Origin of the sequence: Companilactobacillus jidongensis (assembly GCF_003946575.1) — a bacterium.
Taxonomy (GTDB): Bacteria; Bacillota; Bacilli; order Lactobacillales; family Lactobacillaceae; genus Companilactobacillus; species Companilactobacillus jidongensis.
The window spans coordinates 205,550-228,911 of record NZ_RHOP01000002.1 but is presented as its reverse complement, the minus strand read 5'-3'; the positions used below and the strand labels follow the sequence as shown (position 1 = coordinate 228,911).

Sequence of the window (23,362 nt, the reverse complement as noted above, 5' to 3'; positions counted from 1 at the left end):
TGTATAAGTCGATTCAAAAAATACTAGTATTGACTTCCTATATAAGTACTACAAAATAGGAAAAGGTTAGGTATTAGATTTATGGCACGTAAAGCAAAGATTGAACGTGAAAAAAGATTACAACGGACTGTTGAACGTTACGCAGCATTGCGCAAGGAATTAAAGGCAGCCGGTAATTATGAAGAGCTCAGCAAATTACCAAGGGATTCATCAGCTACGAGATTACATTCTCGTGATTTGATTGATGGACGTCCTCATGGTTACATGAGTAAATTTGAAATGTCGAGGTTGAACTTTCGTAAGTTAGCTCACGCTGGACAGATACCTGGTGTAAAAAAAGCCAGTTGGTAGAAAAGTCGTCGTTTATTCGGCGGCTTTTTTGGGTACAATAGAAGTAAGGTGATGAGGGAAATGACAGAGATAACTTATTATTCAATTCTAAAAAATAATGAACTGTGTTTACCGTGGAGCGATGACGATAAACCAGCTCAATTAAAATTACAAGATGACAAAGAAGCACAATTGGCAGCACTCGTGGGACAAGAGATGCCTGTGGACAAATTATTCAATACTGGCGTAATAACTATTTATACACAGGACTTGTTGGAAAACTTTATGAACAAGCGTAAGAACAAGAGCTATTACTTGCAGAATGCATTTTTCCTAATCGATGATCTGGACAAACGCTTTAAGTTCAAAGATGCCAAATATTTGCGCATCATTTATTTGGTTGCGGCTTTATCACAAAAAAATGCGTTTACCCAAAAGATGAATTGGCTGCTTAATTTTGCTTCCATCTTTGATAATATGAATGACATCAAATCATTAGTTCAAGAATATAATCTGAAGGAATGGTCAGATTTTGACTATAAATTCTTGGAGCATTTGTTGACAGGTTCAGAAGAGGCCCCAAGTTGGAGAAAACAAAAAATCAATATTCAGTTTACTTCGTTACGTTATCAATATTATTTTGAAGTTGCACAATCGTTTCAGGATATTCGTGAATTGTTGAAGGTTGATAATAATAAGTTGAAATTAGATAAATTACAAAATGAACATTCATTAGAATTACTTCATATGAATTATGAATTATCGAAGTTCTTCCCAGATACAAAAAATTAGGATTGCTAGAAATGGGCAATCCTTTTTTAGTACAATTCAAAACTTTCCACGTAATTTAGTGTATAAGGAGAAAACACTTGGCTGAATATCGTAAGACTACTATAGAAGATTTAGAAGAAATCGCTGAACTGGAAACAGAGGCGTTCTTTGATTATCCATTGTATTGGGATGTACTTAGAAAGAAATTCAAGAACGATACTGAATATCGCAAATTTTTGAAATTGATTTTGACCGTGGAACTAACAGTAGATCTAAAACGTGGCAATGGTTACGTGGGGATGGTGAATGATGAAATTGCCTCAGTGGCATTGATTCATTCGTTAGAAGATAAGCAGATTGGATTCTTTGAATTAATGGAAGCTGGAGCAATCAAGCTTTTTCCCTATGTATTTAAATGCAAATTGTGGAGTTACTTGAAGGAACTGGATCGAGCTGAAAGTAAAAGTGTCGAACCTTCCAAATCACCGACTTGGTACTTGAGTATTCTGGCAGTTAATCCTAAGTATCAACAGCGACACTTAGGTAGTGAGATGATTCAAGATTGTTTGTTGCCGATGTTAAGGGAGCATGATGCTAGACGGGTTACGTTGATGACTAATACAAAGACAAATTGTTACTTCTATGAAAAGAATGGTTTTGCAATTTCTTCTCATATTCGACTGAACTTCGGTAAGGGACAAGTCGAAAACTGGAGCTTTCAAAGACTCTTATAATGTCCATCTTACAAAATTGTAAGATAGTTGTAAGAAGATACAGACGACTTACAGAAAATAGAAAACTATTATAGAAAACGTACTTAAATTGTTACTGCTGATCTGGCTGCAAAACCTATATTGACTAAATTATTTTTCAAGGCCAATAAACAACTGTTAATTATTGTTCAATATTATTATTTTGAAATTGAATAATTACTAAAATTATTTTATATAGGATTTGCATATATATTCTTAGAATAATTGAGCGTAAAGCGGAATTTTCTTATATAAAGTAATTGTAATCTAGGATGTTTGTAATTTTTAAAATAACATGTTTAAACATATATTGGCTTAATCGACTGAGACTCTATGGTTTGGTCAAAAAGAGAAAAAAAAATTTACAAAAATAGCAAAATATGTTTAAACAAGAATTATTATAATACTTATAAAAGTTATATAGATAAAACTCTAATTCATAAAATCTATTAATTTTTTTGTTTGACACCCTATATATTTGAATGGTTATATAGGCCTTACATAGCGGGATAATCGGAGAGGTGTAAATTATGAAGAAAAATTTACTTATATTTTTAAAAAATCCAGTCAATTTATTTGTAATTAAAACTATAACCTTTTTCGCAATCTTCTTAGTTCTTTTGTACATTTACGGATACAACGGTGTAGGTAGTGTCAAATTTATCTATGCTGACTTTTAAATTAAGATTGAGAGAAGGGAATAGTCATGAATTCAATTATTGAAAAGATTACAGATGTTATTGCAGAATCACCTGACAAAATTTGTTACAAGAATGGCTCAGTAACAGAAACTTATCGTGATTTGGGACAAAAGTCTGATCGAATCGCTAATTTTTTGCAAGACAAATTCTTGCCTGAAAAAAGTCCAATCGTTATCTACGGTGGTCAACAATTTGAAATGTTGGTAATGTTCCTCGGAGCCATCAAGTCAGGACATCCATACATTCCCGTTGATGACGGTTCAGATCCACAACGTATTATTCAAATTAATTCTGTCGCAAAACCATCATTAGTTTTGAATTGGAGCGACGTTGAAGACTTTGGAATTGAGACACCAGTTATTTCGAAGTTAGAATTAATTGAAGCAATGAATTCTGATAAGAATATTTATGATACTGCCAAGAGTATTGGTCCAGACGATGATTTCTATATCATCTTCACTTCTGGAACCACCGGTACTCCTAAGGGTGTTCAAATCAGTACGAATAACCTGACAGACTTCGTTAATTGGGTCGATAGCAAATTCGATTATTCAGCTGATACTAACTTAATGTTACAAGCACCGTTTTCATTTGACTTATCAGTCTTTGATATTTATCCGGGTTTAACTAACGGTGCAACTTTGACAGTTGTCGACAAGAACACAACTAAGAATTTTGGAAAGCTTCAAGAGGCTATCACTAATTCTGAGTTTAATACTTGGATCTCGACACCATCATTCTTTGAAATGTGCCTGTTGTTCAGAGGTTTTGACAGTGTGAACCTACCGCAACTTAATAAATTTATTTTTTGTGGTGAAGAGTTAACACATGCTACCGCCACTAAGTTACTTAAGAAATTTCCAAAAGCACAACTTTATAATACGTATGGTCCAACTGAAAATACTGTGGCGATCACTTCTATCTTGATTGACCATGATATGTTGACGAAATACGATCGATTGCCAATTGGTTATCTTAAGTCAAATATGAATCACATTATTTATAACTTTGAAAAAGGTGACGATGGTTATTTAACTGGTGAATTAATGGTCAGTGGACCAGATGTTTCTAAGGGATACTTGAACAACCAAGTTCAAACCGAAAAGGCCTTCGAAATTATCAATGGTGAGACGTTCTACCATACAGGTGACATGGTCAGCGAAGCACCAGATGGATTATTATTCTACAAAGGTAGAACTGATTTCCAAATCAAGATGCACGGATATCGTATTGAACTAGAAGAAGTAGATTCAATGCTTGGTAATTTGGATCAAGTAAAACAATCTTGTACAGTTCCGCTATATAACAATAAGAAACAAGTTAGCAAGATGATTGCTCATATTGTTCTGGAAGATCAATTCAAGACAGTTGATGAACTTGAGTTGAATTCACAGATCAAAGATGAATTGAAGACGACAACAATGGACTATATGATTCCGAATATTTTGAAGTTTGTGGAACAACTGCCGATCAGTAAAAATGGAAAGATCGATAGAAAGGCTCTAATAGGCGAGATTAATGCATAACATTACACCATATAGCTCACCGCATTACTTTATATATCTATTCGTCCTTCTACTTCCTATTGTTATTGGTTTACTATACGGCAAACGTTTCAAAATATATGATTTCTTTGCAACAGTTGTAATTTTAGCCATCACTTTCTTCGGAGGTGATGCAAGACAAGGTATTTCATTAATATTCTATATAATATTTGAAATGATCATTGTATTTACATATAAGCATTATCGAAAGAGCCACAATAACTTCTGGGTATTTAGTTTAATGGTAGTTCTGGCGATTATTCCTCTGGTCTTTGTAAAACTGGATCCATTACTAAAGAATACGACGATTTCTTTGTTCGCATTTATGGGAATAAGTTATTTAACTTTTAAGGCAGTAGAGATAATTATGGAACTTAGAGATGGCACAATCAAAGAAATCAAGCCAACCGAGTTCGCAAGATTCCTACTATTCTTTCCCACAATTTCTTCAGGACCAATTGACCGTTTCCGCCGTTTTCAAAAAGACGTGTTAAAAGTACCAAGTCGTGAAAAATACTTGGAACTTTTACATACCGGTACAAACAGATTGATGTTGGGATTAGTTTATAAGTTCATTTTGGGATATTTCTTTGGGACATTGCTATTACCAAAAGTTTCAATTCTAGCCTTGTCATATGGAGATCAAGCGCCACTTGGTATTTCCTGGGCATTAGTGGCTTACATGTACACATATAGTATGTATCTATTCTTTGACTTCGCAGGTTACTCACTCTTTGCGGTTGCAATCAGTAATTTCATGGGTATCGAAACACCAATGAACTTCAGACAACCGTTCAAGTCAGTCAACATCAAAGACTTCTGGAATAGATGGCATATCACATTATCATTTTGGTTCAGAGATTTCATTTATATGCGTCTGATCTTTATGATGATGAAGAAAAAATTAGTCAAGAACAGAATTGTGATGGCCAATATTGGATACGTTACATTGTTTTTGATCATGGGATTTTGGCATGGCGAGACTTGGTACTATATTGTTTATGGTATTTTTCACGCTTGTGCCATGATTACTAACGATGCATGGTTGAGGTTTAAGAAGAAACATCGTCAACAGATTCCAAGCAACAAATATACTAAGGCTCTAGCAATCTTCATAACTTTCAACGTTGTTTGCTTCAGTTTCCTGATTTTCTCAGGATTTTTAAACACACTTTGGTTTAGTTAATTAAAAGGAGAATATTCATTATGGAAAAAACAGATAAAATTGTAGATATTTTAAAAGATGTAACAGGTTTGGATAATATTGGCGACAACTTGGATCAAGATTTATTCGCAACTGGCATTCTAGATTCAATGGCAACAGTTGAAGTTCTAGTAACATTACAGGATCAATTCGGCATTGCTGTTCCTGTTTCAGAATTTAATCGTTCACAATGGTCAACTATCAACAAAATTTCAGACCGTGTTACAGAATTGGAATAGACTATGAAAAAAAAGTTATGGATGATTTTTGGACCTGTAATAGTTGCGATTGTTGCTTTATTGATTCTTTTATGGACTCCGATTAATTTCAAAACAGTTACTCCACTCAAGATAGATCAAGCATCTACTTCATTGGATGTTAGAGTTCTCAAGGGTGAAAGTGTTAAGAATGCGGCCGAAAAAGAAAATTACATTCCTATTATTGGATCATCTGAACTTTCTAGAATGGACCCATTTCATCCTTCTTCAGTGGCACAAAAATACCACTGGAAGAATAAGCCTTTTCTTTTAGGTAACCCGGGAACTGCTTCATTGACACAAACATTGAGTGTCTCTGGAATGAGTGGCTTGAAAAATCAAAAAGCCGTGGTGATTATTTCGCCTCAGTGGTTTACAAAAAAGGGTGTACCTTCAGATGCATTCAAATATTTCTTATCGCCACTACAATTAACTGGTTTCATTGTTAATTCTGACCATGGTGACAAGAAGATGAACAAATATATTGCTAACAGAGTTCTTACTTTGGACGATAGTTTAGGTACTATCGAAACCAATGCTTTATTGAGAATTGCTGACGGCAAGCAGATTACTAGTTTTCAACGTTTTTATATCAATGGTTTGAGTCGTAATAGTTTGAAAAACCAAGATAGTCTTTTTGGTACTATTTCCTTGAATGATCATCAAGGTATGATTAATAAAGCTGCATCTAAGTTGCCAGCTAATTATGATTACAAAGACTTAGATAAACTAGCCGTCAAAATGGCTAAAAATCATTCTCGTGAAAATGACTTGCAAATTGGTGATTCATTCTATAAGAAACAATTAAGTAAAAGAATTCGCACGTATAAGAATGCTCACAGAAATGTCGATTATAATCACTCACCTGAATATAATGACTTCCAAGCAATGTTATACATGTTCAACCAGAACCACACTGAAGTAATGTTTGTTCTTCAGCCAGTAAATCCTAAGTGGATCAAGTATACAGGAATGCCTAAGGATGCTTTGGTAGATTTTGATAAGAAAATCAGTTATCAATTGAAGTCACAAGGATTCAATAACATTGTTGACTTGACTCACGAAAAGAATCCTAACTATATCGCTGAAGATACGATTCATATGGGCTGGCGTGGTTGGCTTATCTTAGATAAGCATTTGGAACCTTACTTCAAAGATAAGAAGGCAGATCCAAATAAGACCAACTACAAGATGAATAGTTACTTCTTAACTAAGAAGTGGGCTAATCATACTGATTTTTAAGACTTCCCAAACCTGGCAGGTAAGGGAAGTAAACCGTAATACCTTTTCCGTAGTACTGTTTCCCCCTCAAAAAACAGTGCATGCCCGCAAATCCGAGATTTCTACAATAAAAGTAGAATCTCGGTATTTTTTTTTGAGTTTTTTATTTGAAAAATTGAAAGCCCTGTTAATCTTATGAGGTTAGGATATCCAGGTTTGTGAAAAAATCTCACAAATGCCCGTATGCGGGCATTTATAGTACACATAATTTGCAAAATGCCATCATGTTTGTTACGGTGTTCTACGTGTTGCTATTATTTTTGTCCTATAAATAATAGTATTTTTAATTGAAAATTTTGATAAAAAGACTCCTGAGTTTAGTGTTGCTTTACTCAAGAGCCGCTTTACTCAAGAGCCGCTTTTATCTAAAGATGATATAAAAAAAGAATGGGGGATTTTGATGACAGTAAAAGTTGAAGTTAAAAATTTAACTAAAATTTTTGGTAAACATGTCAACCGTGCGAAAGATTTGATCAAGCAGGGTAAGACTAAACCTGAAATTCTGAAAGAAACGGGTGCCACCGTTGGTGTTGATCAAGCAAATTTTAAAATCAATGACGGTGAGATATTCGTAATTATGGGTCTATCTGGTAGTGGTAAGTCAACTATGGTTCGTATGATCAATCGTTTGATCGAACCAACAGATGGTTCGGTCTTAATTGATGGCGAGAACTTAATGAAGATGGATAAGAAGTCACTTCGTGAAGTGCGTCGTAAAAAAATGAGTATGGTATTTCAGAATTTTGGATTGCTTCCTAATCGAACAGTTCTAGAAAATGCTGAATATGGACTTGAAATTCAAGGTGTCGACAAAGAAACTCGTGAGAAAAAAGCTAATATTGCACTAGAGCAAGTTGGCATCACCGGTTACAACAATGAATATCCTGACCAATTATCTGGTGGGATGCAGCAACGTGTGGGATTGGCCCGTGCCTTAGCCAATGATCCTGAAATATTATTGATGGATGAGGCTTTCTCGGCATTGGATCCACTGAATAGAACTGATATGCAAGATCAACTATTGGATATTCAAGAGAGATTACACAAGACGATCATCTTCATCAGTCATGATTTGAACGAGGCACTGAAACTTGGTGACCACATTATGATTATGCGCGATGGTGAAGTCGTCCAGACTGGTACGCCAGAAGATATTTTGACACATCCAGCTAATGAATATGTTGAAGAGTTTATTGAGAATGTTGATCGTAGTAAAGTCCTTACAGCTGGTAACGTTATGATTCGTCCAGTTACGATCAATATCGATAAGGCTGGTCCAAGACTAACCTTGAAGCGTATGAAGAATAATGAAGTTTCAACTGCTTACGTAGTTGATAATAAACGGACACTTGTTGGTATCGTCGATGCTAATGATGTGATTGGATTAGTGCGTAAAGACAGCAGTGATTTGAGATCAATCGTTAAGACCGATGTTCCAACTGCTCACGTTGACACTCCTATCAATGACTTAATGGATGATATTTCTCAAACTGGTATTCCATTTGCCGTCGTAAATGATGATAAGCAACTGAAGGGAATCATTGTTCGTGGTGCCGTGCTTGGTGCCTTAGCAGGAAATGAGGTGAGTCATTTTGAATAACATTCCACAAATACCATTAGCACACTGGATCGATGGTTTCGTCGCTTGGTTAGTATCGTTCACTGGTTTCTTTAATGGCGTAACTAACTTTATCGGTGGGATCAACAATGCCTTTCAATGGGTATTCGATTTGATTCCAATTTGGTTATTTATCGCCTTAGTCTTGGCATTAACTTATTATGTCAACCGAGATGATCAGCGTTGGAGTCTATTAGGTTTTGAGTTCTTCGGATTATTATTGATTTGGAACTTGGACTTCTGGCGTGACATGACCCAAACATTAACATTAGTACTAACATCTAGTTTGATTGCTTTAGTTATTGGTATTCCATTGGGAATATTGATGGCCAAAAGTCGTATCGCTGAAATAATTTTGAAGCCGATTCTTGATTTCATGCAGACTATGCCAGCTTTCGTTTATTTGATTCCTGCCGTTGCTTTATTCGGTATTGGTATGGTACCTGGTATCGTTGCTTCAGTTATTTTCGCGATGCCACCTACAGTTAGAATGACAAATATGGGTATTCGAGAAGTTCCTGGTGAATTGATCGAGGCCGCTGATTCATTCGGTTCCACTGAGTGGCAAAAATTATTTAAAGTTGAATTACCATTAGCTAAGACTAGCTTGATGGCTGGTGTCAATCAAAGCATGATGCTTTCATTATCTATGGTTGTTACAGCATCAATGATTGGTGCCATGGGTCTTGGTACTAAGGTATACTTCGCCGTTGGTAGAAATGACGCCGGTGGTGGTTTCGCCGCTGGACTTGCTGTTGTTATCTTGGCAATTATCTTGGATAGACTGACACAGTCATTGACACGTGATCATAAAAGAGGATAGAGGGCTTTTTATGAAGCTCATTTAAGGAGGGATTGTTTGAAGAAAAAATTAAGAAATTTAAGTCTTTTCTTTGTAGCATTGCTGATTATTCCGCTAATTTCTGCATGCAGTTCGCAGACCAAACCATATGATAGTAACAAAAAAGTCGGGGAACAGATCAACTATACGATTACCGGAATAGATGCCGGTGCCGGAATTATGTCGTCCACGCAAACGGCTTTGAAAGATTATGGCTTGAGTAAGAATAACTGGCAATTGCAGACTAGTTCGACTGCAGCAATGACCAGTACACTAGATAAAGCTATCAAAGAAAAACGTCCCATCGTGGTTACCGGTTGGCAACCGCATTGGATGTTCACTAAGTATCCCATCAAATTCTTAAAAGATCCTAAAAATGTCTACGGAAAAGCTGAAAGTATTCATACAATCGTTAGATTAGGGCTCAAAAAGGATGATCCTGAAGCATATACGATTCTGGATAGATTCCACTGGAAGCCAGCACAGATGTCTGAAGTTATGTTGAAGGTAAATGGTGGGATGGACCCACAAAAGGCTGCTGAGCAGTGGATCAAGGCTAATCCTAAGCTAGTTGGCGAATGGACTAAAGGTGTTAAAAAAGTTCATGGGAAGTCTCTTAAGATGACTTACGTTGCCTGGGATTCGGAAATTGCTTCAACTAACGTTGTTGCACAGGTTCTTCGTGATCAAGGGTACAAGGTAACTATTCAAGCGATGGAACAACAGCCAGTTTGGGCTTCAATTGCAACCAAAGCAGCTGATGCACAAGTTAGTGCCTGGTTGCCTAAGACAGCAGGATTATATTACAAAGATTACAAGGGACGTTTTGAAGATTTGGGACCTAATTTGAAGGGTGCCAAAGTCGGATTGGCAGTTCCTAAGTATATGAAGAATATTAATTCGATTGAAGATTTAAAAAATAAATAATATTGATTGGAAGATTGAGAAATAAGTTTCTCAATCTTTTTTTATACATTATTCGCATATCAAATTTTAAGAAGACCGTTATTATAGGGATTAATTACGATTTGTACATTGTGATTTATTTGGTTAGTGTGGCAAGCGGATCGGTATGAGTATATAATTTAGTTAATGAAGATATTTATATTTTATATAGAGGTGTTCATATGAACATACAAAGTTTTGTAAATAAAAGAAAAGAATTAAGTTTGTCACAGAAGGAATTGAGCAATGGTATTTGTACTCAAGCAACCTTAAGCAAATTTGAAAATAATGGTAAGATTCCATCTTTAAAAATTCTGATTCAGCTGTGTAATCGACTAGACTTGTCACTTGATGATGTCATGGGTGTGAACGATAGCACGGCCAAAAAAATTGTTAAGTCGATGAACAAAGCTGAATTCAATTTGATTACTAGTGAGTATAAAGAATCGTGGAATATTATTAATAAAATTGATCAGGACCTGCTCAAGGATGATAATGATGCTTTGATGCAGTATTACTATCTGAAGGGCTACTTGAATGTTTTAGATGACGGAGACTTGTTTGACGCAGTTTTTGATTTTAATCAAATTCTGACTAACCTGGATTCTGAGGGTAAAACCATTTTTACTTTTTTGGCTTACACAGGTATGGGAATGGTATACGCTAAGCAAAAGGATGCTGCTAAGAGTGAATACTATTTTAGTAAGGTCTTTAACGATATTTATGGTATGTCAATTGAGAATATTGATGAAATTTGGCGTTATATCAATATTATTTTCTACTGTGCTCTTTATTATTCTGACCAACACGATTATGAAACGGCTAATACTTTGCTTAATTATGGAGTGAAAATTTGTGCTGATAATCATGTAACTTATTATATTGCGAGATTATATGCGCAACTGGCTATTAATGATTGTGCTGTCAATGGTCCCAGTGATGAGATAACTGAATACTTTACTAAAGCACGTGTATTTTCTGAATTTAATAACAATCAAAAAGAGTTGAAAATTATTAAAGATTTATCAAAAAATTATAAGTGATACTTAAAAAAATCATACAAAATATGATTTTTTTATTTTGCCATAATGATTGATATATCAATCATTATGATGTGAATATAACTAATCAAATTAAAAAAAGATTTGTATATTCTAATTTTGGGTGATATTATAACCACTATCAAATCAAGGAGGTTACATTTATGAAAAATCAAATTAGCATTAAAAGCAAAATGAATATCAAATCTGTAGCCTTTTTATTGGCCTTACTGCTCTAACTTTAGGACTCTGACAATTCATGTCGAGCCCTGTTTGTGTTAGGAATGGGGCTAGGCGAATAATCTTTTTCGTGAACACCTCATTCAATCAGTGAGGTGTTTTTTTATATTCAAAATTTGGGAGGAAGATTATTATGACTAAGCAAATTCAATTTTTTGACACAACATTAAGAGATGGTGAACAAACGATTGGCGTCAATTTCAGTATTGATGAGAAAATCAAAATTGCTAAGCAACTGGAAAAATGGGGCGTAGATGTGATTGAAGCAGGGTTCCCAATTGCATCTGAAGGTGATTTTGAAGCAGTTAGTGCTGTTGCTAAAGCTATAAAACATACACGAGTGACTGGACTTGCTAGAGCTAAAAAAGATGATATTGATGCTTGTGTCAAAGCTACACAGGAGGCGGTTCACAAACAAATACATGTCTTCATTGCAACAAGTCCAATCCATCGTGAATCAAAACTTCATATGACTAGAGAACAGGTGATTGAGTCAATCAAGAGTTGTGTAACCTATGCACATCAATTTTTCAATATTGTTGAGTTCTCTCCAGAAGATGCAACACGTACTGAACCTGACTTCTTAGTGCAAGCTATTCAAACGGCAATTGACGCTGGTGCCACGGTGATTAATATTCCTGATACGGTTGGATACACTAATCCAGTTGAATTCGCTACATTGTTCAAGAATCTCCGAACTAATATTTCTTGTTTTAACGAAATAACCTTTTCAGTTCATTGTCATGATGACCTTGGGATGGCTGTCGCAAATAGTTTGGCCTCAATTGAAAATGGTGCAACTCGGATAGAAGGAACAATCAATGGTATCGGTGAACGTGCCGGTAATGCAGCTTTGGAAGAAGTCGCCGCAGCAATGTATGTACGCAAAGATTATTACAATGCGGAATCTAATATTAATCTTTCGGAAACAAAGAAAACCAGTGATATGATAAGTGATTTTGCTAAGATGCCGGTTCCACACAATAAAGCTGTTGTTGGGGCTAATGCTTTCGCACATGAATCAGGAATTCATCAGGATGGGATGCTTAAGAATCCACAAACATATGAAATTTTAACTCCAGAAGTTGTCGGGGCACACAAAACCACCCTTCCTCTCGGTAAATTATCCGGATCGCATGCGGTTATGGTCAAACTACAAAAAATGGGTTTTCAGGTTGATAGAGATGCAATGAAATTTATTTTTCCAAAATTTAAATCTATTGCTGATAGAACTGATATTGTCTCCGAAAATGATCTTCAACAAATAATGAAGGAGGTCAGGGCCTAATGAATTCAGAATACCAAATAGCAGTTATGGATGGAGATTATATTGGTCCAGAAATAATGTCTGCTGGTCTGAGAGTATTAGAAGAGGTCAGTAAGCATCAAAACTTTGAGTATAAAATCAAACACATTCTCTTCGGTGGGGAGGCAATTGATAAAATGGGAAATCCCTTACCGGAATCAACGATTGAAACTTGTCAAAATAGTGATGCAATACTGTTATCGGCGATTGGGGGGCCTAAGTGGGACTCATCAATCAAAAGACCAGAAAGTGGATTATTGGAAATTAGGCAGAGATTAGGACTGTTTGCAAATATTCGGCCAACAGTCATCACGAAGTCAATGCAACCTTACTCACCTATCAAAATTAATCATCCAGTTGACTTCGTTATTGTTCGAGAATTAACTAGTGGAATTTATTTTGGAACACCACGTTTTAGAACTTCAACAGAAGCTGTAGATACCATGAGTTATAACTTTAACGAGATCCATCGAGTCGCCGAAGTGGCTTTTGAAATGTCAAGGCGACGAAAGAAACATGTTACTCTGGTTGATAAAGCAAATGTATTGGCTACTAGCAAACTGTGGCGAGAGATAGTTTCTGAAGTAGCAAAAAATTATCCAGATGTTAGCTATGACACTAGTTACGTAGATTCAGCGGCAATGAAAATTATTGCAGAACCAAATCAGTTCGATGTTATCTTGACTGAGAATTTATTCGGGGATATCTTGAGTGATGAGGCGGCACAAATAACTGGTTCCTTAGGAACAATTCCGTCAATGAGCAGAGGAAAAAGTGGGCCTGTATTGTACGAACCTATTCATGGATCAGCTCCTGATATCGCAGGTAAAGGAATCGCCGATCCAATTTCAATGATCAAATCAGTGTCAATGATGCTAGAAAACTCATTTGATCGGCACGACTTGGCACAGTTAGTGGATTTAGCAGTTAATAGATCAATCGAACAAGGAATTTTGACACCAGATTTGGGTGGTACAGCATCAACAAATGAAGTAACAGAGTGCATTATCAAGTCAATCAAAGAAAGCCGGAATGAGTATGCTACAAAGTAAAGCTCGAACTATGTTTGATAAAATTTGGGATCAGCATGTTATCACAGGAAAAGTGGGAGACCCACAATTAATATATGTTGATCTGCAGTTGCTTCATGAAGTTACTTCACCACAGGCATTTGAAGGATTGCGCGAAAACAAGCGGAAGGTGCGTTGTCCAGATCGTAATTTTGCTACGATGGATCACAATGTTCCAACAGTAGATATTTTTAATATAAAGGATGAAATTTCTCGCAAGCAAATTGATACGTTAGCTAAAAACACTAAAGAATTCGGTGTTCGCCTGGCTGGAATGGGAACTGAAGATCAAGGAATAGTCCATGTGATTGGTCCACAACTCGGATTGACACAACCGGCAATGATAATTGTCTGTGGAGATTCACACACTGCAACTCATGGTGCTTTTGGTTCAATTGCATTTGGTATTGGAACTAGTGAAGTAGAACATGTGCTGGCTACACAGACGATTTGGCAAACTAAACCTAAGACAATGGGAATTCATATCCATGGTAAATTACCTCATGGCGTTTATGCTAAAGATATTATTATGGGTCTCATTGCCCGTGAAGGTGTTGCTTTTGGTACAGGATATGCGGTCGAATATTACGGTAATACGATTCGTAATATGAATATGGAAGAGCGTATGACAATTTGTAACATGTCAATCGAAGGTGGTGCAAAGATGGGAAGTATTCAGCCAGACCAGACAACTTTTGATTATGTAAACGGGCGAAAATATGCCCCTAGACAAATAGGTAAGGCAATTGAATATTGGCGGCAATTTACGACGGATGACGAATCTGCCTTTGATAGAATTATTGATTTTGATGTTAATGATTTGGCACCATTTGTATCGTGGGGAACCAACCCGGGTATGTCAGTTCCAGTTGATCAGCCATTTCCAAGTATTAAGACTGAGGAAGATGAAAAAGCTTATAACTATATTGGACTAGAACCTGGCCAGACGGCTAAGCAAATTCCGATTGGATTCGCATTTTTTGGATCGTGTACTAACGGACGATTGTCGGACTTGAAAATTGCAGCACGGGCAATCAAGGGTCATCATGTTGCTAAAGGTGTTACTGCGTTGGTAGTTCCAGGGTCACGTGAAGTAAAGGAACAAGCAGAATCACTCGGATTAGATAAGATATTTAAAGCTGCTGGATGCGATTGGCGGGAACCAGGGTGTTCAGCATGCTTGGGGATGAATCCAGATCAAGTACCAGCTGGAGTCCATTGCGCATCAACTTCAAATCGTAATTTCGAAGGACGGCAGGGTGCTGGAGCCAGAACTCATCTTGCTAGTCCAGCGATGGTTGCAGCCGCAGCAATTCATGGACATTTTATTGACATCAGAAAGGAAGCTATATAATGAAACCAATCACAACAATCACGAATGCGACTATTCCAATTATGAAAGATAACATTGATACTGACCAATTGATTCCTAAGCAGTTTTTAAAAAATATTCTTAAGACGGGATATGGTCGAAATTTATTTTTTGATTGGCGCTATAAAAAGAATGGCACGGTTAATGAGGATTTTATTCTTAATCAACCGGAATATAGTAATGCTAAGATATTGATTACTGGAGATAACTTTGGCTGTGGGTCTTCTAGGGAACATGCAGTTTGGGCACTGAAAGATTATGGATTTAAAGTGATAATTGCGGGAAGTTATAGTGATATTTTTTATATGAACAGTACTAAAAACGGATTGTTGGCAATAGTTTTGTCACAAGAGCAACGAAATATTTTGGCAGCTATCAAACCGAATGAAAAAATCATTGTAGATCTACCAAAACAAAAAGTATGCTATAAAGATTATAATTTTGATTTTGATATTGATCCTTTGTGGAAACACAAATTTATTAATGGACTAGATGATATTGCCATTACTATGGGATATGATAAACAGATTTCGGAATATGAAATTAGAATACCTAGATTTAATTAAGTTATTAAAACCTTAGAATGACTTGAAGTCGATAACAGAGAGACTACAATAAAATTAGTAGACAAATTGTATACGATTTGATTGAGGGGTTAATTAATGGAAAAGTCGACTAATAAACGTTCTTTTTTTAAAATACATTTTTGGGATAGGCTTAATGTTTTACGAGCTGGTATTTTAGGGGCTAACGATGGTATTATCTCAGTGTCAGGAATTGTGCTTGGTGCAGCAGGTGCTAATTTTAATAGCAGAACTCTTTTCATTACTGGTATTTCAGGCATGTTAGCTGGGGCTTGCTCGATGGCTGGCGGTGAATGGATGTCTGTTAGTACACAACACGATGTACAGGAGAAGACCCTAGAGTCTGACTCCCAAAAAATAGAACAAGATGATTTGTTAGTTCCGTTACATGCCGCGGCGGCTTCGTTTGTTTCGTTCATTATTGGGGCCTTGATACCATTAGTGACAATGTGTGTTTCGAGTGATAAGTGGCGGGTAATCAATACTTCGATTGCAATGATTATTGCTTTAAGTCTTAATGCAACAGTTAGTACAGTGAATACAACCATTTCAACAAAAAAGACAATTATTAGAAATATAATTATTGGCGTTGCTACCAGTGTTATTACGTATATGATTGGAAATATCTTTCATATATCAACAAATTAAATTTGAATTACAAATAACAGTTCTCAATCTCTGGGGGCTGTTTTTATTTGGTTTTTCAGCTAAAATGTTAGTGAGGTAATAATTATGATGGAAATAGATAGTAACAACGTCAACATTACAGATGCGGAATGGCGTATCATGCGTGTCATTTGGGCGCTAGATACTGTTACATCACGCCAATTGATCAATGTACTTGGTGATTCGATGGACTGGAAGCCCGCTACTATTAAAACGCTTTTACATCGGTTGAACGACAAGGGAATAGTTAAGGCTGAAAAAGATGGTAATAAGTTTATTTATTCAGCTGTGATGGAAGAAAGTCGAACAGTCGACTTAGCATCCAAAAAATTCTTCAATCAAGTTTGTGCTAAAAAAGTTGGCTCAGCTGTGGCCTATATTATTGACGAGTCTGAATTGACGCAAGAAGACCTTGATAAAATCCAAGATAAATTAGATCATAAACAAGCCGTTGAACAAATAAATTGTAATTGTGTGCCAGGAGAATGTGATTGTGATTAAGCGAATCTTTTTAGATTCGCTTTTTTGCTATTTAATTTATAATCTGTATGTATAATAGAAGTTGAAATGCTACAGGGGAGATGATTTATATCAAAAAAGCAGGGAAAATTCTTGGAGCACTTGGTGCTGGTTTCATAGCATTTAAGAAATTCCAAGCAATCAAAGAAAAAAGAAGCTTGAGAAGTTTGTTAATTGAGGAAACATTGGACACAGTTGAGTTGTACCCAACAATTCGTTCAAAAGAAGATATGGAACGTTATATCGGAAGCTATTACAAACCGTTCAAATTACCTGAAGAGGAAAAATTGCGATATAGATTCAAATATCTTAAAGGATTCGACGATACTTTAGAGTACGTTCCTAAGGAACAGACTAGTAAGGTGATCTTCTATATTCATGGTGGCGGTTATTGGTTCCAGCCTGGTAATTTTCAATATAGGATGATACACAAGCTATCTAATTTGGCTGATGCCAGAGTTATTATGCCAATTTATCCTAAGGCTCCGATTCACAATGCTAATGAAGCCACGGCGATGGTTCTATCGAGATATTTGCATTTGATCAATGAAGAATACATTGACCCTGAAGATATTATTTTAGTAGGTGATTCAGCTGGTGGTGGTATGGCTTTGTCATTACTTCAAGTTATGCGCAATCGTAAGTATCCATTGCCAAGTAAGACAATCCTAATATCTCCTTGGTTGGATGTATCTAACAGCAATCCTGAAATGGAAGAACTTCAAAAGGTTGATCCAATTTTACATATTGAAGATTTACGGTTTGAAGGTAAAATATATGCCGATGGATTAAGTGTTAAAGATCCGTTGGTCAGTCCTATATACGGTGATCTGACAAAGTTACCGCCAATTCATTTGTTCATTGGTACACACGATATTTTTTATGCGGATGCTAAAAAAATCAACGAGATTGCCTTTGAGGATAATGTCGATCTCACGATGTATACATATCCAAATATGGATCATGTTTTCCCAGCTCACCCAATTCCCGAAGCTAAAGAAGTACTGAAGAAAATAGCTTCATTAATTAAATAAGCAACTAAAAAGGGTCTCATCAATTATTTTTGATGAGACCCTTCGTTTGTATTTAAGCTTGTTTATAATTTGATGCCTTTAGATTACTGATTGTTAGCATGACGATAAAACTAATAATGTAGAGTGTTGAGATGAAGATCATGACGGTCATTACGCTATAGTTGTCGAGAATCCAACCGATAGCCAAGCTGGAGAATCCACCGATACAACGGCCAGTATTCATGATTACATTGTTGGCAGTAGCACGAATTTCAGTTGGATAAAGACGACTGACAACTGCTCCGTATCCGGCAAACATTCCGTTAGAGAAGTATCCGACGATTGCTCCAACAATAATTAGTGAAATCATATTAGTTGGTAGCGTTAGAACATATACGCCGACGGCTGAACAAACTAAGAAGATACCGAATGCCATACGGGGTCCAAGTGTATCAAGAATCCAACCGAAAGTTAACATTCCGGCACACATTCCTAGGATCGTAGCAATCATCCAAGTTGAACTAGCAACGGTTAAGTTCAGTTGTTTTTGCATGATTGTTGGTAACCAGTTCATAAGTCCGAAGTAGCCGGCAATTTGAACGATAGCCATAACGGTTAGTGCAATTGTTTGATGAGCAATTTTTGGTGTTGCGAATAGTTCTTTAACACTTCCGTGTTTTTCTTTGGAGGATTTGATGAAGGTATCACTTTCTTTTAAGTGATGTCTGATGAAGAAGATGATGATTACTGGTAAGACTCCGAATAAGAAGAGTGCGTGCCAACCCAGTGTAGGGATAATGAATGCGGCAAGTAATGCTGCCATGATGGCACCACCTTGTCCTGCCATACCGACCCAACTTGATACACGTCCGAGCTTTTTCTTCGAGAAACTTTCAGCAAGTACAGTCATTCCAATCCCATACTCACCACCACCACCGATTCCGGCGAAGAAACGGCAGATGTAGACCAACGTTAGGTTGTGTGCAAAGAACATTGCTCCAGTTGCGATGGCAAAAATAAAGATTGTGTATGTAAAAGTTTTGATACGGCCGACTCTGTCAGCTAAAATTCCAAAAAAAATACCACCTATAAGCATGCCGATATTAGTGACCGTGGAAATCATTCCCGCTTGCGTTCCACTTAATCCGAATTCAGCGATGATTGAAGAAAGGGCGAATGATAAGAACATTACGTCCATATTCTCCAGTCCGAATCCGGCGGCTGTGGAAGCCACTACTTTGGCTCGATAGATATCTAGATGGTTTGAATTATTGTCTTCGACTATTTTCATAGTATATATTTTCCTCCAAAATGAACGCTCTCTGTCGTTCGATTATTTTGCTTGACCGTATCGTATCACGCGGGAAAAATATATACAAGGGTTGAAACTTTTGATTATGTTATAAAAATATTGATGTAGCAGTATTTTGAGGCCTGGATATTTATTCTTTTATTAATTGAGATTTATTTACTATTATTCCAGTCACCGTCAGGAATGAAGCTAAGATGGCAAGGATGATTAGAATATTAGAACTTTGATGGAGTAAGCCAAATGATACTGGTCCAAAGGCCGCTAACAGGTAACCAGCTGATTGCGCCATACCTGAGACTTCAGCCGTTTGATATTGGTTAGTCGTTTTGCTGGTAAAGAAGAATATTGCCGTGTTGAAGGCAATTCCTTGAGCGATACCAACGAAAATTGTCAGTAAAATCAAATATGCAGCTGAAGTAGTGTTGACCATAAAGGCCAACGGAGAAATGACATACCCGAGTGCGACGAATACTGTTAGAGCAATCATTCCAGATTTTTTTGGAGCCAGCATGGGGACGATAAATGATAGTGGCAGTCCGGCAATTTGGAGAATAGTTAGGAGGTTGCTTGAGAAAACGGTAGATACTCCGTGACTACTTAGAATCCTGGGTAACCAGGTTAGGATGGAATAATAAACGGTTGATTGTAAGCCGAAATATAAAGTTATCAGCCATCCCAGCGATTGATGCCAAACACTTTGATAATCCGGTATCTCTGCTTTTTTAACAGTATTATTTTTTTTATTACTGAGAATATTTGGAGTCCAGAATACTATTGCGAGAACTCCAGTCAGTGACAAAATTGATAGGGTTGAATTTAGACTTGTTTTTGTAATTAGGAATCCTGAGAGCGCCGTACCGATGGCGGCTATGAGAAGCATGGTCATTGTGTATAAGGCAGTTCCCATCGGGATTTGTTTGGGTAAACGATCTTTGATAACAGCTGGTAGTAAGACGTTACCACTATCGATACCAACACCAACTAGAGCAGTACCGAAGAATAAGGCCCATGTTTTGGGAATGATTCTAATATAACTTCCAAATATTAGTAGGATAAAGAAAATAAAAATAGTTACTTCATTGCCTTTGCTCTTAGAAATCTTGACAATAATCGGTGAAAAAATGGCGAAAGCAATCAGTGGAATTGATGTCAATAAACCAGCCATGGAGCTAGGAATATTGAGGTCGTGTTCGATGCTGTTCAATAATGGCGGCATGATTGTGATTGGCAACCGCAAGTTAGCAGCTATCAGCATCATACTGAATATGAAGTAGTTTTTGGATATTTTTGGTGTTGCTGAATTCAAAATATGGTCCCCCTCTGAGATAGTTACCTTAATAGTGTATAGCAAATAAGACATGCTAACAAAACAGCTTAACCATTTATAGATAAATACACATAGTCTTATATACATCACGTACTAAGAAAATATAGCTATGGAATATATAATTATCTTTGTTAGAATTACATTTTTATTTTTAGGGGAATTCAAATGATAAAACTTTTGAAGATAATTATTATAATGATACTTACAGAAATAAGCTTTGCATTTTGTACTATTAACGTAAATGCAGATGTCATGGGTACCAATCCATTAATGGGCAATAGTCAAAAATCTTCATTAATTAATCCAATTAATAGTGTTCAAAAGGGGAAAATAATTAATAATGACGATGATGATGAAGAGTTTTCTTCATTTAATCAAGAAAATATTCCTCAACCGGAGAATAATAGCTATGTTGATAAACAGATTAGTTTGACTAATAAATCACTATCAGTTCCAATAGTTTCAGGAAATAAACCAGATGGTAATACAAAATCGGTTTATTTAAATAATTTCACAAGTAGTGAAATAGCCGACTTAAAAACTGCTAATTTTAACATATCAGCTTCTTCACCATTTAAGGAATCAGACTTTTCCTTTAAATATACCCCTTCATCATTAACTATAAATATCAATGATGATTCATTGATGAAGACTAATGGGGCCGGTACTCAAGTTATTTTGGATGTTAAGTCATCATCAGGGAAATCAGGACAGTTGACGATCGGTATTTGGAGGAACTATGTTACTCAACCATATGTTCGCTTGGATATAGGTTCAGGGATGCAGTTACAGTATATGTATAATCAGGATGATAATGATATGGATCCTGTTGATTATACAATTAGGTCATTTGCACCTAATTTTCATATTCTTAATAATGATGAAGTTATTAATACTCAGACTAATGATGGTAGGGATTCAGCCTTTTATTTAGGAGATGTGCTGCGTCAGACAAATCTAAACTTTGGGTATACTCGGGTACAAACCGCAACACATAGCTATGAATTTGTTGATCCAAAAAATAATCAACGTTTGATGGCTCAAAGTGATTACACTGTAAAACTTAATTCAGGAACAGTCCTAACGTTTCGTTTATTACAATTAATGGAGCCTTCATCATCAAAAGATGACGTTGAAATTAAAACAAGATTTATTAATTTGACAACAGATAACGGAAATGAAGCTGATTTACCTTCGGACTTCTTTCTGTTAGCAAATTGTAATATTGAATTAAATAATAATTACAATTTGCCCATTTGGTTTTCTGATTTGATTTCTACTGGAGTTAATGCAGGTAAACCAAAAGGGGTATATGTAGGTGACACGAGTGTAGAAAATACGGAAGATATTTACCGATTTTCTTTTGACTTTTCATCAGACGACGGTCCTTTTGGCTGGGGAGTCTATGGTGGTATGTCCTTTGCTTCGATACCATTCAACGGAACTAATGATCCCGGTCAGAAGATAATTGGAAATTTACCAGACACAATTGCATTCAATGATGTAATAACCTCACTGTCAATGTACTGGAATCAAGATCAAATGGGCCCTTTGGATTACGGTAAGTCATCACCTACATTGAAATATTCCGTATCTGCTTCTGATAACCGTGCGCCCTTCGTTCGTACTGACGAAACAGAACTGGATTACAGTAGTGATAAGACCGAGGAATCATTACCTAATCTAGATATATCGGGAAGTGTTCGGGATTTGGACAGTTCGCAAGTGAAAGTTTACTATAAAATAGATGATCCTGTTACAACGAACGGTAAGTTGCTTAGTACTGTTAATTTAACCAGTGCTGATAATATCAAACCAAATTGGGTAGATTATCCAGGTGATCAAACCGAATTATCTACTTCACAAATTACAGATTCATCTGATTTGAAAACATTAGCTGATCCATCAACTGATGGTCATACAATCTATGTATATGCCGAGGATAACGGAAGCCCGACGAATGAAAATGCTAGTGTTTCTAATGTTGAATCTATAAATATTCCGGCAAATGGATCTTTAAAAATAAATTATGAAGACGCTGATGGTAATAGCATTAAGGATTCAAATACCATATATGGTCAAGCCAATAGTACATATGATGTTTCGGATAATAATTATTTTCCTAAAGAAATTGGGGATTACGCATTAGTATCTATGCCATCTGAAATTTCTGGAGTATTACAGAGTGGAACTAATGAAGCAACTTTGAAATATATCAAATTAGGAACAGTGGAGATTCAAAGTGCACCAACCTTGGACTATGGTCAGAATGATAGTGCCGGAGGATTAGTACATATAAAGAATCAAACTAATAGTCTAAGGATTAAAGATACGACTAATGATCACAATTGGAAATTATTATTGTCTACTACAAAATTTGTTTCCGATAATAATAGTTTGACTAACATAATGAAGTACCTTACTTCTGATGGAAGATTGATGAATGTTGATGATAGTCAATCTGAGGTAGAATCATATCAAGATGGATATGATGACATTTTAAATTTTGATAATTTTTGGTGGGATAATCCAACTGACAAGAATGAACAAATAGGAGGTCCAATGATTCAGTTGCCTAAAAATACTATGCCGGGCAAGTATAATGCTGTATTGAGTTGGACAGTTAATGATTCACTATAAAAAAGCTAAACATTTGATGTTTAGTTTTT

22 protein-coding genes are annotated in these 23,362 nt (G+C 36.1%); 20 read left to right on the top strand and 2 right to left on the bottom strand.

Features of this window, described 5'->3' with window-relative positions; genetic code table 11:
- Positions 1-81: 81 nt before the first annotated feature.
- The 19 genes from rpsN (at position 82) to EKM68_RS02330 (ending at position 18,075) form a co-directional block, all read left to right on the top strand.
- On the top strand, positions 82-351 hold the full coding sequence (gene rpsN / locus EKM68_RS02420; RefSeq protein WP_125588064.1) for a 30S ribosomal protein S14: 270 nt from the start codon (positions 82-84) through the stop codon (positions 349-351).
- A 60-nt stretch (positions 352-411) separates the two neighbouring features.
- Positions 412-1,122: a hypothetical protein gene (locus EKM68_RS02415; protein ID WP_125588063.1), complete on the top strand. Its 711-nt coding sequence runs from the start codon at positions 412-414 to the stop codon at positions 1,120-1,122.
- A 77-nt stretch (positions 1,123-1,199) separates the two neighbouring features.
- Positions 1,200-1,835 (top strand): GNAT family N-acetyltransferase, encoded by a 636-nt coding sequence (locus EKM68_RS02410; RefSeq protein WP_125588062.1) that lies wholly within the window; start codon positions 1,200-1,202, stop codon positions 1,833-1,835.
- 548 nt (positions 1,836-2,383) lie between these two features.
- Positions 2,384-2,533: a teichoic acid D-Ala incorporation-associated protein DltX gene (locus EKM68_RS02405; protein ID WP_125588061.1), complete on the top strand. Its 150-nt coding sequence runs from the start codon at positions 2,384-2,386 to the stop codon at positions 2,531-2,533.
- Between the two features lie 26 nt (positions 2,534-2,559).
- The gene (gene dltA / locus EKM68_RS02400) at positions 2,560-4,080 is read left to right on the top strand and encodes a D-alanine--poly(phosphoribitol) ligase subunit DltA (protein WP_125588060.1); all 1,521 of its coding nucleotides are present in this window, start codon (positions 2,560-2,562) and stop codon (positions 4,078-4,080) included.
- Positions 4,073-5,284: a D-alanyl-lipoteichoic acid biosynthesis protein DltB gene (gene dltB, locus EKM68_RS02395; RefSeq protein ID WP_125588059.1), complete on the top strand. Its 1,212-nt coding sequence runs from the start codon at positions 4,073-4,075 to the stop codon at positions 5,282-5,284. The genes dltA and dltB overlap by 8 nt, the downstream gene beginning before the upstream one ends.
- 20 nt (positions 5,285-5,304) lie before the next feature.
- Positions 5,305-5,541, top strand: coding sequence for a D-alanine--poly(phosphoribitol) ligase subunit DltC (gene dltC / locus EKM68_RS02390; RefSeq protein WP_125588058.1), 237 nt, complete (start codon positions 5,305-5,307; stop codon positions 5,539-5,541).
- 3 nt (positions 5,542-5,544) lie between these two features.
- Positions 5,545-6,801, top strand: a complete 1,257-nt coding sequence (dltD, locus tag EKM68_RS02385) for a D-alanyl-lipoteichoic acid biosynthesis protein DltD (protein WP_125588057.1) — start codon at positions 5,545-5,547, stop codon at positions 6,799-6,801.
- Positions 6,802-7,240: 439 nt separating this feature from the next.
- A complete protein-coding gene (locus EKM68_RS02380; protein WP_125588056.1) occupies positions 7,241-8,440 on the top strand; it encodes a quaternary amine ABC transporter ATP-binding protein in 1,200 nt (399 codons plus the stop codon).
- Positions 8,433-9,281 carry an ABC transporter permease gene (locus EKM68_RS02375; protein ID WP_125588055.1) on the top strand — a complete coding sequence of 283 codons (849 nt, stop codon included), beginning with the start codon at positions 8,433-8,435 and terminating at the stop codon, positions 9,279-9,281. The genes EKM68_RS02380 and EKM68_RS02375 overlap by 8 nt, the downstream gene beginning before the upstream one ends.
- A 36-nt stretch (positions 9,282-9,317) precedes the next feature.
- Positions 9,318-10,226: a glycine betaine ABC transporter substrate-binding protein gene (locus EKM68_RS02370; RefSeq protein ID WP_125588054.1), complete on the top strand. Its 909-nt coding sequence runs from the start codon at positions 9,318-9,320 to the stop codon at positions 10,224-10,226.
- 200 nt (positions 10,227-10,426) lie between these two features.
- Positions 10,427-11,287, top strand: a complete 861-nt coding sequence (locus EKM68_RS02365) for a helix-turn-helix domain-containing protein (RefSeq protein WP_125588053.1) — start codon at positions 10,427-10,429, stop codon at positions 11,285-11,287.
- A 370-nt stretch (positions 11,288-11,657) separates the two neighbouring features.
- Positions 11,658-12,812: a 2-isopropylmalate synthase gene (locus tag EKM68_RS02360; RefSeq protein ID WP_125588052.1), complete on the top strand. Its 1,155-nt coding sequence runs from the start codon at positions 11,658-11,660 to the stop codon at positions 12,810-12,812.
- The gene (gene leuB / locus EKM68_RS02355) at positions 12,812-13,882 is read left to right on the top strand and encodes a 3-isopropylmalate dehydrogenase (RefSeq protein ID WP_125588051.1); all 1,071 of its coding nucleotides are present in this window, start codon (positions 12,812-12,814) and stop codon (positions 13,880-13,882) included. The genes EKM68_RS02360 and leuB overlap by 1 nt, the downstream gene beginning before the upstream one ends.
- Positions 13,883-13,892: 10 nt before the next feature.
- Positions 13,893-15,254, top strand: a complete 1,362-nt coding sequence (gene leuC / locus EKM68_RS02350; RefSeq protein WP_125588079.1) for a 3-isopropylmalate dehydratase large subunit — start codon at positions 13,893-13,895, stop codon at positions 15,252-15,254.
- Positions 15,254-15,838: a 3-isopropylmalate dehydratase small subunit gene (gene leuD, locus EKM68_RS02345; protein WP_125588050.1), complete on the top strand. Its 585-nt coding sequence runs from the start codon at positions 15,254-15,256 to the stop codon at positions 15,836-15,838. Before leuC ends, leuD begins: the two co-directional genes overlap by 1 nt.
- A 96-nt stretch (positions 15,839-15,934) precedes the next feature.
- Complete coding sequence (locus tag EKM68_RS02340; protein WP_125588049.1) at positions 15,935-16,504, top strand: VIT1/CCC1 transporter family protein; 570 nt, start codon at positions 15,935-15,937, stop codon at positions 16,502-16,504.
- A gap of 84 nt (positions 16,505-16,588) precedes the next feature.
- The gene (locus EKM68_RS02335; RefSeq protein WP_225422945.1) at positions 16,589-17,023 is read left to right on the top strand and encodes a CopY/TcrY family copper transport repressor; all 435 of its coding nucleotides are present in this window, start codon (positions 16,589-16,591) and stop codon (positions 17,021-17,023) included.
- 80 nt (positions 17,024-17,103) lie between these two features.
- Complete coding sequence (locus EKM68_RS02330) at positions 17,104-18,075, top strand: alpha/beta hydrolase fold domain-containing protein (protein WP_125588048.1); 972 nt, start codon at positions 17,104-17,106, stop codon at positions 18,073-18,075.
- A 52-nt stretch (positions 18,076-18,127) separates the two neighbouring features.
- Here EKM68_RS02330 and EKM68_RS02325 read toward each other — a convergent pair whose 3' ends face one another.
- Positions 18,128-19,345 carry an MFS transporter gene (locus EKM68_RS02325; protein ID WP_125588047.1) on the bottom strand — a complete coding sequence of 406 codons (1,218 nt, stop codon included), beginning with the start codon at positions 19,343-19,345 and terminating at the stop codon, positions 18,128-18,130.
- 151 nt (positions 19,346-19,496) lie between these two features.
- A complete protein-coding gene (locus EKM68_RS02320) occupies positions 19,497-20,672 on the bottom strand; it encodes a CynX/NimT family MFS transporter (protein WP_225422944.1) in 1,176 nt (391 codons plus the stop codon).
- Between the two features lie 186 nt (positions 20,673-20,858).
- On the opposite strand from EKM68_RS02320, the gene EKM68_RS02315 reads away from it, so the two are divergent.
- Positions 20,859-23,333, top strand: coding sequence for a MucBP domain-containing protein (locus EKM68_RS02315; RefSeq protein ID WP_125588045.1), 2,475 nt, complete (start codon positions 20,859-20,861; stop codon positions 23,331-23,333).
- The last annotated feature ends 29 nt before the right edge of the window (positions 23,334-23,362 follow it).